Annotated in this window: 10 protein-coding genes and 4 pseudogenes; 9 read left to right on the forward strand and 5 right to left on the reverse strand. The window is 36.5% G+C overall.

The window, feature by feature from the left end; genetic code table 11:
• The first annotated feature begins 2 nt into the window (after positions 1–2).
• From K5Q22_RS02665 to tet(L), 7 genes and pseudogenes are all read left to right on the forward strand, one after another.
• The gene (locus K5Q22_RS02665) at positions 3–2180 is read left to right on the forward strand and encodes a CD3337/EF1877 family mobilome membrane protein (RefSeq protein ID WP_000804748.1); all 2178 of its coding nucleotides are present in this window, start codon (positions 3–5) and stop codon (positions 2178–2180) included.
• The gene (locus K5Q22_RS02670) at positions 2177–3178 is read left to right on the forward strand and encodes a lysozyme family protein (protein WP_000769868.1); all 1002 of its coding nucleotides are present in this window, start codon (positions 2177–2179) and stop codon (positions 3176–3178) included. The genes K5Q22_RS02665 and K5Q22_RS02670 overlap by 4 nt, the downstream gene beginning before the upstream one ends.
• A complete protein-coding gene (locus tag K5Q22_RS02675; protein WP_205013495.1) occupies positions 3175–4107 on the forward strand; it encodes a conjugal transfer protein in 933 nt (310 codons plus the stop codon). The genes K5Q22_RS02670 and K5Q22_RS02675 overlap by 4 nt, the downstream gene beginning before the upstream one ends.
• Positions 4108–4420: 313 nt before the next feature.
• A pseudogene (locus K5Q22_RS09895) lies at positions 4421–4468 on the forward strand (hypothetical protein); the annotation flags it as partial.
• A gap of 15 nt (positions 4469–4483) precedes the next feature.
• Entirely contained in the window at positions 4484–6403 is a 1920-nt protein-coding gene (gene tet(M), locus K5Q22_RS02685) for a tetracycline resistance ribosomal protection protein Tet(M) (protein WP_205013496.1), read from the forward strand.
• Between the two features lie 103 nt (positions 6404–6506).
• Positions 6507–7031: pseudogene (locus K5Q22_RS02690) on the forward strand (protein rep); the annotation flags it as partial.
• A 103-nt stretch (positions 7032–7134) separates the two neighbouring features.
• A complete protein-coding gene (tet(L), locus tag K5Q22_RS02695; protein WP_205013497.1) occupies positions 7135–8520 on the forward strand; it encodes a tetracycline efflux MFS transporter Tet(L) in 1386 nt (461 codons plus the stop codon).
• A 48-nt stretch (positions 8521–8568) separates the two neighbouring features.
• On the opposite strand, the gene K5Q22_RS09725 is transcribed toward tet(L), so the two are convergent.
• The gene (locus K5Q22_RS09725) at positions 8569–8952 is read right to left on the reverse strand and encodes a hypothetical protein (RefSeq protein WP_238138908.1); all 384 of its coding nucleotides are present in this window, start codon (positions 8950–8952) and stop codon (positions 8569–8571) included.
• A gap of 130 nt (positions 8953–9082) precedes the next feature.
• Between K5Q22_RS09725 and mobV the strand changes: the two genes are divergently transcribed.
• Together mobV and K5Q22_RS02710 are read left to right on the forward strand one after the other, a co-directional pair.
• Positions 9083–10345: a MobV family relaxase gene (gene mobV / locus K5Q22_RS02705; RefSeq protein WP_205013498.1), complete on the forward strand. Its 1263-nt coding sequence runs from the start codon at positions 9083–9085 to the stop codon at positions 10343–10345.
• A 244-nt stretch (positions 10346–10589) separates the two neighbouring features.
• Positions 10590–10946: pseudogene (locus tag K5Q22_RS02710) on the forward strand (protein rep); the annotation flags it as partial.
• 68 nt (positions 10947–11014) lie between these two features.
• Here the strand turns inward: K5Q22_RS02710 and K5Q22_RS02715 are convergent.
• The 4 genes and pseudogenes from K5Q22_RS02715 to erm(B) form a co-directional block, all read right to left on the reverse strand.
• The gene (locus K5Q22_RS02715) at positions 11015–11509 is read right to left on the reverse strand and encodes a nucleotidyltransferase domain-containing protein (protein WP_024411462.1); all 495 of its coding nucleotides are present in this window, start codon (positions 11507–11509) and stop codon (positions 11015–11017) included.
• Between the two features lie 198 nt (positions 11510–11707).
• On the reverse strand, positions 11708–12346 hold the full coding sequence (locus tag K5Q22_RS02720; RefSeq protein ID WP_024411463.1) for a Vat family streptogramin A O-acetyltransferase: 639 nt from the start codon (positions 12344–12346) through the stop codon (positions 11708–11710).
• A gap of 26 nt (positions 12347–12372) precedes the next feature.
• Positions 12373–12594 (reverse strand): annotated as a pseudogene (locus K5Q22_RS02725) (topoisomerase DNA-binding C4 zinc finger domain-containing protein); the annotation flags it as partial.
• A gap of 169 nt (positions 12595–12763) precedes the next feature.
• Entirely contained in the window at positions 12764–13534 is a 771-nt protein-coding gene (gene erm(B) / locus K5Q22_RS02730) for a 23S rRNA (adenine(2058)-N(6))-methyltransferase Erm(B) (protein WP_267932677.1), read from the reverse strand.
• Between the last annotated feature and the right edge of the window lie 81 nt (positions 13535–13615).

The raw sequence follows: 13615 nt of genomic DNA on the forward strand, positions 1-13615 counted from the left end.
ATGTGAAACCATCAATAGTAAACAGAATAAAATCAAACTGGACGCTGAAACGTCTAGGTAAAGTGGCAATGACAGTGGCTTTCACACTTGTGATTGCCATTTTTCTTTTAGCCATGCTGGGAACGGTGGTTCAAGCTGCGGGCTTGGTAGATGATACGGTCAATGTGGCAAATGAATACAGCCGATACCCACTTGAAAACTATCAACTGGATTTTTATGTGGATAATAGCTGGGGCTGGCTTCCGTGGAACTGGTCGGACGGGATTGGAAAACAGGTCATGTATGGACTATATGCCATTACCAATTTTATTTGGACAATCAGTTTGTATGTTTCCAATGCGACAGGTTACTTAGTACAGGAAGCCTATTCCTTAGACTTCATTTCCGCTACAGCAGATTCCATTGGTAAGAATATGCAGACCTTAGCTGGTGTGAGTGCAAACGGATTTTCAACAGAGGGTTTCTATGTTGGATTCCTCTTACTCTTGATTTTGGTTCTTGGGGTTTATGTTGCCTATACGGGACTGATAAAGAGAGAAACCACAAAGGCAATTCATGCCATTATGAATTTTGTGCTGGTGTTTATCCTATCGGCTTCCTTTATTGCCTACGCTCCCGACTACATTAAAAAAATCAATGACTTTTCATCAGACATCAGTAATGCCAGTTTATCACTTGGCACGAAGATTGTCATGCCCCATTCCGATAGTCAAGGCAAGGACAGCGTGGACTTAATCAGAGATAGCCTGTTTTCCATACAGGTTCAGCAACCGTGGCTACTGCTTCAATACAACAGTTCAGACATTGAAAGTATCGGTATTGACCGTGTGGAAAGCCTGCTCTCCACCAGCCCAGATTCCAACAATGGCGAAGACAGAGAAAAAATTGTTGCGGAAGAAATTGAAGACAGAAGCAATACCAATCTAACCATTACAAAGACCATTAACCGTTTAGGTACAGTCTTCTTCCTATTTGTCTTCAATATTGGGATTTCCATATTTGTATTCCTATTAACAGGAATCATGATTTTCTCGCAGGTACTTTTTATCATCTATGCTATGTTTCTGCCTGTGAGCTTTATTTTAAGCATGATTCCATCATTTGATGGTATGTCAAAACGAGCCATAACAAAGCTCTTTAATACCATTTTGACACGAGCTGGAATCACATTGATTATTACGACAGCATTTAGTATTTCAACCATGCTCTATACCTTATCGGCTGGTTATCCGTTCTTTTTGATTGCTTTTCTACAGATTGTGACCTTTGCAGGAATCTACTTCAAGCTGGGCGATTTAATGAGTATGTTTTCTCTACAGAGTAACGATTCTCAAAGTGTGGGAAGTCGTGTGATGAGAAAACCTCGTATGCTTATGCACGCTCACATGCACCGTCTACAGCGGAAACTTGGACGTTCCATGACTACTCTAGGGGCTGGGTCTGCCATTGTTACAGGTAAAAAAGGACAGTCGGGTTCGGGGAGTTCTGCAAGGACACAAGCAGATCACTCCCGACCAGACGGAAAGGAAAAATCAACACTTGGAAAACGTATCGGTCAAACCATCGGTACAGTAGCTGATACCAAAGACAGAATGGTAGACACTGCTAGTGGTTTGAAAGAACAGGTTAAAGATTTGCCGACCAATGCAAGATATGCAGTATATCAAGGAAAATCCAAAGTAAAAGAGAATGTCCGTGATTTAACCAGTAGTATTTCTCAAACCAAAGCGGACAGAGCCAGTGGACGCAAGGAACAGCAGGAACAAAGGCGAAAAACCATTGCGAAGCGTCGCTCTGAAATGGAACAGGTCAAACAGAAAAAACAGCCTGCTTCTTCTGTTCATGAAAGACCGACTACAAGACAAGAACAATATCATGATGAACAGACCTCAAAACAGTCTAATATTCAGACTTCATATAAGGAATCTCAACAAGCCAAACAAGAGCGTCCAGCAGTTAAGTCCGATTTTTCAAGTCCAAAAGTGGAACGCCAAGGCAATACCGTTCAAGAAAAAACCGTTCAAAAGCCAGCAACTTCAACCACTACAGCAGATAGAACTTCACAACGTCCAATCACAAAAGAACGTCCGTCTACTGTTCAAAGAGTACCACTACAAAATACAAGAAGTAGACCACCAATCAAAACCGCCACCATTAAGAAAGTCGGTAAGAAACCATGAAGTTGAAAACTTTAGTGATTGGTGGTTCTGGATTATTCTTGATGGTCTTCTCACTGCTTCTGTTTGTTGCCATTTTATTTTCAGATGAACAGGACAGCGGAATTTCCAATATTCATTATGGAGGTGTGAATGTTTCCGCAGAAGTGCTGGCTCATAAGCCTATGGTAGAAAAATATGCCAAAGAATATGGCGTTGAAGAATATGTCAACATACTTCTTGCGATTATACAGGTGGAATCGGGCGGTACTGCGGAAGATGTTATGCAGTCCTCGGAATCCCTCGGTCTTCCACCTAATTCATTGAGTACAGAAGAATCCATTAAGCAAGGTGTGAAGTATTTCAGTGAATTATTAGCCAGTAGCGAAAGGCTCAGTGTAGATTTAGAATCGGTTATCCAGTCCTACAATTATGGTGGTGGTTTCTTAGGGTATGTGGCTAATCGTGGAAATAAATATACCTTTGAACTGGCTCAAAGTTTCTCAAAAGAGTATTCAGGTGGCGAAAAAGTGTCTTACCCCAATCCCATAGCCATACCTATCAATGGGGGCTGGCGATACAACTATGGCAATATGTTTTATGTGCAACTGGTAACGCAGTATCTTGTCACAACAGAGTTTGATGATGATACGGTACAAGCCATCATGGACGAAGCACTGAAATATGAGGGCTGGCGATACGTTTACGGTGGAGCTTCCCCGACTACTTCTTTTGATTGTAGCGGACTGACACAATGGACGTATGGAAAAGCTGGAATTAACTTACCACGAACCGCACAACAGCAATATGATGTGACCCAGCATATCCCACTATCGGAAGCACAAGCTGGCGATTTGGTTTTCTTTCATTCTACCTATAACGCTGGCTCTTATATTACTCATGTTGGGATATACCTTGGCAATAACCGTATGTTTCATGCAGGCGACCCAATCGGTTATGCCGACTTAACAAGCCCCTACTGGCAACAGCATTTAGTGGGAGCAGGACGAATCAAACAATGAGAAAGGAAGATTTAATGATGAAATTTAGAAAAAATCAGAATAAAGAAAAACAGATACCAAAGGAAAAGAAACCTCGTGTCTATAAGGTCAATCCTCATAAAAAGGTTGTGATTGCCTTGTGGGTACTTTTAGGGCTTAGTTTCAGCTTTGCGATATTCAAGCACTTTACAGCTATAGATACTCATACTATTCACGAAACAACTATCATAGAAAAGGAATACGTTGATACTCATCATGTAGAAAATTTTGTAGAGAACTTTGCGAAAGTCTACTATTCATGGGAGCAATCCGATAAGTCCATTGATAATCGAATGGAAAGTCTAAAAGGCTATCTGACAGATGAACTTCAAGCTCTCAATGTTGATACAGTACGCAAAGATATTCCTGTATCGTCTTCTGTAAGAGGATTTCAGATATGGACGGTAGATCCAACTGGCGACAATGAGTTTAATGTAACCTACAGTGTAGACCAGCTCATTACAGAGGGAGAAAATACAAAGACCGTCCACTCTGCTTATATAGTGAGTGTCTATGTAGATGGTTCTGGAAATATGGTACTGGTTAAGAATCCGACCATTACCAACATACCTAAGAAATCAAGTTATAAACCAAAAGCCATTGAAAGTGAGGGGACGGTTGATTCCATTACAACCAATGAAATCAATGAGTTTTTAACGACGTTCTTCAAGCTCTATCCTACAGCGACAGCCAGTGAACTTTCCTACTATGTGAATGACGGGATATTAAAACCAATCGGAAAAGAGTACATCTTTCAAGAACTGGTAAATCCTATTCACAATCGTAAGGATAATCAAGTCACGGTATCGCTGACAGTGGAGTATATCGACCAGCAGACCAAAGCAACGCAGATATCTCAATTTGATTTGGTACTTGAAAAGAACGGGAGTAATTGGAAGATTATAGAATAACAAATATTGGTACATTATTACAGCTATTTTGTAATCACGTACTCTCTTTGATAAAAAATTGGAGATTCCTTGACAAATATGCTCTTACGTGCTATTATTTAAGTATCTATTTAAAAGGAGTTAATAAATATGCGGCAAGGTATTCTTAAATAAACTGTCAATTTGATAGTGGGAACAAATAATTGGATGTCCTTTTTTAGGAGGGCTTAGTTTTTTGTACCCAGTTTAAGAATACCTTTATCATGTGATTCTAAAGTATCCGGAGAATATCTGTATGCTTTGTATGCCTATGGTTATGCATAAAAATCCCAGTGATAAGAGTATTTATCACTGGGATTTTTATGCCCTTTTGGGCTTTTGAATGGAGGAAAATCACATGAAAATTATTAATATTGGAGTTTTAGCTCATGTTGATGCAGGAAAAACTACCTTAACAGAAAGCTTATTATATAACAGTGGAGCGATTACAGAATTAGGAAGCGTGGACAAAGGTACAACGAGGACGGATAATACGCTTTTAGAACGTCAGAGAGGAATTACAATTCAGACAGGAATAACCTCTTTTCAGTGGGAAAATACGAAGGTGAACATCATAGACACGCCAGGACATATGGATTTCTTAGCAGAAGTATATCGTTCATTATCAGTTTTAGATGGGGCAATTCTACTGATTTCTGCAAAAGATGGCGTACAAGCACAAACTCGTATATTATTTCATGCACTTAGGAAAATGGGGATTCCCACAATCTTTTTTATCAATAAGATTGACCAAAATGGAATTGATTTATCAACGGTTTATCAGGATATTAAAGAGAAACTTTCTGCCGAAATTGTAATCAAACAGAAGGTAGAACTGTATCCTAATATGTGTGTGACGAACTTTACCGAATCTGAACAATGGGATACGGTAATAGAGGGAAACGATGACCTTTTAGAGAAATATATGTCCGGTAAATCATTAGAAGCATTGGAACTCGAACAAGAGGAAAGCATAAGATTTCAGAATTGCTCCTTGTACCCTGTTTATCATGGAAGCGCAAAAAGCAACATAGGGATTGAGCAGCTTATAGAAGTGATAACGAATAAATTTTATTCATCAACATACAGAAAGAAGTCTGAACTTTGCGGAAATGTCTTCAAAATTGAATATTCGGAAGAAAGACAACGTCTTGCATATGTACGCCTTTATGGCGGAATCCTGCATTTGCGGGATTCGGTTAGAATATCGGAAAAGGAAAAAATAAAAATTACAGAAATGTATACTTCAATAAATGGTGAATTATGTAAAATTGATAAGGCTTATTCCGGGGAAATTGTTATTTTGCAAAATGAGTTTTTGAAGCTAAATAGTGTTCTTGGAGATACAAAGCTATTGCCACAGAGAGAGAGAATTGAAAATCCCCTCCCTCTGCTGCAAACAACTGTTGAACCGAGTAAACCTGAACAGAGAGAAATGTTGCTTGATGCCCTTTTGGAAATCTCAGATAGTGATCCGCTTCTACGATATTACGTGGATTCTACGACACATGAAATTATACTTTCTTTCTTAGGGAAAGTACAAATGGAAGTGATTAGTGCACTGTTGCAAGAAAAGTATCATGTGGAGATAGAACTAAAAGAGCCTACAGTCATTTATATGGAAAGACCGTTAAAAAAAGCAGAGTATACCATTCACATCGAAGTTCCACCGAATCCTTTCTGGGCTTCCATTGGTCTATCTGTAGCACCGCTTCCATTAGGGAGCGGAGTACAGTATGAGAGCTCGGTTTCTCTTGGATACTTAAATCAATCGTTTCAAAATGCAGTTATGGAGGGGATACGCTATGGCTGTGAACAAGGATTGTATGGTTGGAATGTGACGGACTGTAAAATCTGTTTTAAGTATGGCTTATACTATAGCCCTGTTAGTACCCCAGCAGATTTTCGGATGCTTGCTCCTATTGTATTGGAACAAGTCTTAAAAAAAGCTGGAACAGAATTGTTAGAGCCATATCTTAGTTTTAAAATTTATGCGCCACAGGAATATCTTTCACGAGCATACAACGATGCTCCTAAATATTGTGCGAACATCGTAGACACTCAATTGAAAAATAATGAGGTCATTCTTAGTGGAGAAATCCCTGCTCGGTGTATTCAAGAATATCGTAGTGATTTAACTTTCTTTACAAATGGACGTAGTGTTTGTTTAACAGAGTTAAAAGGGTACCATGTTACTACCGGTGAACCTGTTTGCCAGCCCCGTCGTCCAAATAGTCGGATAGATAAAGTACGATATATGTTCAATAAAATAACTTAGTGTATTTTATGTTGTTATATAAATATGGTTTCTTGTTAAATAAGATGAAATATTTTTTAATAAAGATTTGAATTAAAGTGTAAAGGAGGAGATAGTTATTATAAATCTTGTTGGTTTTATGCGTGCAACGGAAGTGACAATAAATAATAAAGATAATTCTTATAATCAGCACATGCATGTATTGGTATGTGTGGAACCAACTTATTTTAAGAATACAGAAAACTACGTGAATCAAAAACAATGGATTCAATTTTGGAAAAAGGCAATGAAATTAGACTATGATCCAAATGTAAAAGTTCAAATGATTCGACCGAAAAATAAATATAAATCGGATATACAATCGGCAATTGACGAAACTGCAAAATATCCTGTAAAGGATACGGATTTTATGACCGATGATGAAGAAAAGAATTTGAAACGTTTGTCTGATTTGGAGGAAGGTTTACACCGTAAAAGGTTAATCTCCTATGGCGGTTTGTTAAAAGAAATACATAAAAAATTAAACCTTGATGACACAGAAGAAGGCGATTTGATTCATACAGATGATGACGAAAAAGCCGATGAAGATGGATTTTCTATTATTGCAATGTGGAATTGGGAACGGAAAAATTATTTTATTAAAGAGTAGTTCAACAAACGGGCCATATTGTTGTATAAGTGATGAAATACTGAATTTAAAATTTAGTTTATATGTGGTAAAATGTTTTAATCAAGTTTAGGAGGAATTAATTATGAAGTGTAATGAATGTAACAGGGCACAATCGAATTTACGACACAACCAAATTTTAATTTGGCTTTGCATTTTATCTTTTTTTAGCGTATTAAATGAAATGGTTTTGAACGTCTCATTACCTGATATTGCAAATGATTTTAATAAACCACCTGCGAGTACAAACTGGGTGAACACAGCCTTTATGTTAACCTTTTCCATTGGAACAGCTGTATATGGAAAGCTATCTGATCAATTAGGCATCAAAAGGTTACTCCTATTTGGAATTATAATAAATTGTTTCGGGTCGGTAATTGGGTTTGTTGGCCATTCTTTCTTTTCCTTACTTATTATGGCTCGTTTTATTCAAGGGGCTGGTGCAGCTGCATTTCCAGCACTCGTAATGGTTGTAGTTGCGCGCTATATTCCAAAGGAAAATAGGGGTAAAGCATTTGGTCTTATTGGATCGATAGTAGCCATGGGAGAAGGAGTCGGTCCAGCGATTGGTGGAATGATAGCCCATTATATTCATTGGTCCTATCTTCTACTCATTCCTATGATAACAATTATCACTGTTCCGTTTCTTATGAAATTATTAAAGAAAGAAGTAAGGATAAAAGGTCATTTTGATATCAAAGGAATTATACTAATGTCTGTAGGCATTGTATTTTTTATGTTGTTTACAACATCATATAGCATTTCTTTTCTTATCGTTAGCGTGCTGTCATTCCTGATATTTGTAAAACATATCAGGAAAGTAACAGATCCTTTTGTTGATCCCGGATTAGGGAAAAATATACCTTTTATGATTGGAGTTCTTTGTGGGGGAATTATATTTGGAACAGTAGCAGGGTTTGTCTCTATGGTTCCTTATATGATGAAAGATGTTCACCAGCTAAGTACTGCCGAAATCGGAAGTGTAATTATTTTCCCTGGAACAATGAGTGTCATTATTTTCGGCTACATTGGTGGGATACTTGTTGATAGAAGAGGTCCTTTATACGTGTTAAACATCGGAGTTACATTTCTTTCTGTTAGCTTTTTAACTGCTTCCTTTCTTTTAGAAACAACATCATGGTTCATGACAATTATAATCGTATTTGTTTATGGTGGGCTTTCGTTCACCAAAACAGTTATATCAACAATTGTTTCAAGTAGCTTGAAACAGCAGGAAGCTGGTGCTGGAATGAGTTTGCTTAACTTTACCAGCTTTTTATCAGAGGGAACAGGTATTGCAATTGTAGGTGGTTTATTATCCATACCCTTACTTGATCAAAGGTTGTTACCTATGGAAGTTGATCAGTCAACTTATCTGTATAGTAATTTGTTATTACTTTTTTCAGGAATCATTGTCATTAGTTGGCTGGTTACCTTGAATGTATATAAACATTCTCAAAGGGATTTCTAAATCGTTAAGGGATCAACTTTGGGAGAGAGTTCAAAATTGATCCTTTTTTTATAACAGGAATTCAAATCTTTTTGTTCCATTAAAGGGCGCGATTGCTGAATAAAAGATACGAGAGACCTCTCTTGTATCTTTTTTATTTTGAGTGGTTTTGTCCGTTACACTAGAAAACCGAAAGACAATAAAAATTTTATTCTTGCTGAGTCTGGCTTTCGGTAAGCTAGACAAAACGGACAAAATAAAAATTGGCAAGGGTTTAAAGGTGGAGATTTTTTGAGTGATCTTCTCAAAAAATACTACCTGTCCCTTGCTGATTTTTAAACGAGCACGAGAGCAACCCCCCCTTTGCTGAGGTGGCAGAGGGCAGGTTTTTTTGTTTCTTTTTTCTCGTAAAAAAAAGAAAGGTCTTAAAGGTTTTATGGTTTTGGTCGGCACTGCCGACAGCCTCGCAGAGCACACACTTTATGAATATAAAGTATAGTGTGTTATACTTTACTTGGAAGTGGTTGCCGGAAAGAGCGAAAATGCCTCACATTTGTGCCACCTAAAAAGGAGCGATTTACATATGAGTTATGCAGTTTGTAGAATGCAAAAAGTGAAATCAGCTGGACTAAAAGGCATGCAATTTCATAATCAAAGAGAGCGAAAAAGTAGAACGAATGATGATATTGACCATGAGCGAACACGTGAAAATTATGATTTGAAAAATGATAAAAATATTGATTACAACGAACGTGTCAAAGAAATTATTGAATCACAAAAAACAGGTACAAGAAAAACGAGGAAAGATGCTGTTCTTGTAAATGAGTTGCTAGTAACATCTGACCGAGATTTTTTTGAGCAACTGGATCCAGGAGAACAAAAACGATTTTTTGAGGAAAGTTATAAATTATTTTCCGAACGATATGGCAAGCAAAATATTGCTTATGCAACAGTTCATAATGATGAGCAAACCCCTCACATGCATTTAGGTGTTGTGCCTATGCGTGATGGAAAACTGCAAGGAAAAAATGTGTTTAATCGTCAAGAACTGTTATGGCTACAAGATAAATTCCCCGAGCATATGAAAAAACAGGGTTTTGAGTTGAAGCGTGGTGAACGTGGCTCTTACCGTAAACATATTGAGACAGCTAAATTTAAAAAACAAACTTTGGAAAAAGAGATTGATTTTCTAGAAAAAAATTTAGCAGTTAAAAAAGATGAATGGACTGCTTATGGCGATAAAGTTAAATCAGATTTAGAAGTACCAGCGAAACGACACATGAAAAGTGTTGAAGTGCCAACGGGTGAAAAGTCCATGTTTGGTTTGGGAAAAGAAATAATGAAAACAGAAAAGAAACCAACCAAAAATGTTGTTATATCGGAGCGTGATTATAAAAACTTAGTGACTGCTGCGAGAGATAACGATAGGTTAAAACAGCATGTTAGAAATCTCATGAGTACTGATATGGCGAGAGAATATAAAAAATTAAGTAAAGAACATGGGCAAGTTAAAGAAAAATATAGTGGTCTTGTAGAGCGATTTAATGAAAATGTAAATGATTATAATGAGTTGCTTGAAGAAAACAAGTCTTTAAAGTCTAAAATAAGCGATTTAAAGCGTGATGTGAGTTTAATCTATGAAAGCACTAAGGAATTCCTTAAGGAACGTACAGACGGCTTAAAAGCCTTTAAAAATGTTTTTAAGGGGTTTGTAGACAAGGTAAAGGATAAAACAGCACAATTCCAAGAAAAACACGATTTAGAACCTAAAAAGAACGAATTTGAACTAACTCATAACCGAGAGGTAAAAAAAGAACGAAGTCGAGATCAGGGAATGAGTTTATAAAATAAAAAAAGCACCTGAAAAGGTGTCTTTTTTTGATGGTTTTGAACTTGTTCTTTCTTATCTTGATACATATAGAAATAACGTCATTTTTATTTTAGTTGCTGAAAGGTGCGTTGAAGTGTTGGTATGTATGTGTTTTAAAGTATTGAAAACCCTTAAAATTGGTTGCAAAGAAAAACCCCATCTGTTAAAGTTATAAGTGACCAAACAAATAACTAAATAGATGGGGGTTTCTTTTAATATTATGTGTCCTAATAGTAGCATTTATTCAGATGAAAAATCAAGGGTTTTAGTGGACAAGACAAAAAGTGGAAAAGTGAGACCATGGAGAGAAAAGAAAATCGCTAATGTTGATTACTTTGAACTTCTGCATATTCTTGAATTTAAAAAGGCTGAAAGAGTAAAAGATTGTGCTGAAATATTAGAGTATAAACAAAATCGTGAAACAGGCGAAAGAAAGTTGTATCGAGTGTGGTTTTGTAAATCCAGGCTTTGTCCAATGTGCAACTGGAGGAGAGCAATGAAACATGGCATTCAGTCACAAAAGGTTGTTGCTGAAGTTATTAAACAAAAGCCAACAGTTCACTTCCAAATCCAGAAAGGGAATCTTTAATAGAACGTGCCGTATCTTTTCCTCCTCTAAATTCTAATTAAATCGGAATTTGTCAGTTACTTGTATTCACTCGGTACAGGAATATTAAATCTCTCGCACAATAGTTTTACATCATGCATATCATTTTCATCATGCTCATAGCCCAGATGAAATAACACTTGATTTTCAGCATCGATACATCTTACCGTTTTATCGCCTATTTTCCCAATGCCGCTAAAGACTTCTGGAGGATATGCTTCTCCCTCAAAAACAATGTATCCTTGTTCGTTGAATTTAAATATATGAAGATCAATTATCCTACCTTTACTATCCTTATAAACCGTATGAGATGTGGTGGTATATGCTTCGATAACTTCAGCAAAGCCATATTCTTTTAATATTTCAATAAACTTTTTACCATTACTTTCTTCCACAAATAAATCAATATCGTTGTGTACTCTTGTTTCTTCTTCTAATAGAGCATCTACTCCCCAACCACCATCTATCCAAATGTTAATATCATTTTCTTCAGCATATGTTATTATCTCAATGGCATCAGTTTTACTTACCATGTAATCCCTCCGTTCAAATTAAATCTATAAGTGATAAATCTCAAAGCTATTTCTCCTAATAATATAATGTCTATTGTTCCAATCAAAGCTAAAGATGAAGCTTGCCTTCTTTAGCTCGCAATAATTAGAGCTAAATCGAGATTCCAGCACCCCCTAGATTTAAGTTCCCTTTTGTGCCGTGGTAGAAAGGCCCCAAGTCTAGGAATTTTTCATGAATTGCTCTAACCCTGCTTTGGATGTTAACATTTCAAGATTATTAAATATTTCCTCTTCGCTCCAGTTCCACCATTGTAGCTTTAGCAAGAATTCAATCTTTTCGTCACTAAAGCGTTTTTTGATAAACTTAGCTGGATTCCCACCATATATTGTATATGGCTCAACACTTTTCACTACTGTTGAATTAGCGGCAATAATCGCACCATCACCAATTTTAATACCCGGCATAATGGTAACATTTTGACCTATCCATACATCATTGCCAATCACTGTATCTCCCTTAAAAGGAAGTTGTTCAATTGTAGGAGTCACCTTTTCCCATCCATGGCCAAAGATATTAAAGGGATAGGTTGTAATTCCATCCATTCTATGATTTGCACCATTCATAATAAACTTAACACCCTCTGCAATTGCACAGAACTTTCCTATTATAAGTTTATCCCCTAGAAATTCGTAATGGTGCTCTATATTATCATAAAATTTCTCCGGTGTTTTTTTATTATCGCTATAATAGGTATATTCCCCAATCTCCACATTGGGTCTTTTAGGTAGATTGCTTATAAAACAAACCGTCTTTATATTTTCATTTGGATAAAGTTTTTTCTTATCTGGTCCTATCATAAAATATTAGCTCCTTTAATCTTTAATTACTTCATTACCTTGGCATTGTAGGACTTTCTATCTTTCGTTTTGATTCCTTTTACCAGGGTTTCTTTTCCCTCTAGTAATTCTTTTACATTTGTTTTGGTGAGTTTTTTCTTTCTAAAATGTTCAGCTAAAGTGAAGGTACATTCAGGATAATTTGAACAACCATAAAACGATTTTTTTAATACAATATTGTTGCCACACTTAGGACATTTTCCTACAAGGGGTCCCGAGCGCTTAGTGGGAATTTGTACCCCTTATCGATACAAATTCCCCGTAGGCGCTAGGGACCTCTTTAGCTCCTTGGAAGCTGTCAGTAGTATACCTAATAATTTATCTACATTCCCTTTAGTAACGTGTAACTTTCCAAATTTACAAAAGCGACTCATAGAATTATTTCCTCCCGTTAAATAATAGATAACTATTAAAAATAGACAATACTTGCTCATAAGTAACGGTACTTAAATTGTTTACTTTGGCGTGTTTCATTGCTTGATGAAACTGATTTTTAGTAAACAGTTGACGATATTCTCGATTGACCCATTTTGAAACAAAGTACGTATATAGCTTCCAATATTTATCTGGAACATCTGTGGTATGGCGGGTAAGTTTTATTAAGACACTGTTTACTTTTGGTTTAGGATGAAAGCATTCCGCTGGCAGCTTAAGCAATTGCTGAATCGAGACTTGAGTGTGCAAGAGCAACCCTAGTGTTCGGTGAATATCCAAGGTACGCTTGTAGAATCCTTCTTCAACAATCAGATAGATGTCAGACGCATGGCTTTCAAAAACCACTTTTTTAATAATTTGTGTGCTTAAATGGTAAGGAATATTCCCAACAATTTTATACCTCTGTTTGTTAGGGAATTGAAACTGTAGAATATCTTGGTGAATTAAAGTGACACGAGTGTTCAGTTTTAATTTTTCTGACGATAAGTTGAATAGATGACTGTCTAATTCAATAGACGTTACCTGTTTACTTATTTTAGCCAGTTTCGTCGTTAAATGCCCTTTACCTGTTCCAATTTCGTAAACGGTATCGGTTTCTTTTAAATTCAATTGTTTTATTATTTGGTTGAGTACTTTTTCACTCGTTAAAAAGTTTTGAGAATATTTTATATTTTTGTTCATGTAATTACTCCTGAAGTGATTACATCTGTAAATAAATACAGAAGTTAAATGATTTGTTTGTAATTTTAGTTATCTGTTTAAAAAGTCATAAGATTAGTCACTGGTAGGAATTAA

Origin of the sequence: Streptococcus sp. 2018162, from assembly GCF_019754175.1 — a bacterium.
In the GTDB taxonomy this organism is placed as follows: domain Bacteria; phylum Bacillota; class Bacilli; order Lactobacillales; family Streptococcaceae; genus Streptococcus; species Streptococcus hashimotonensis.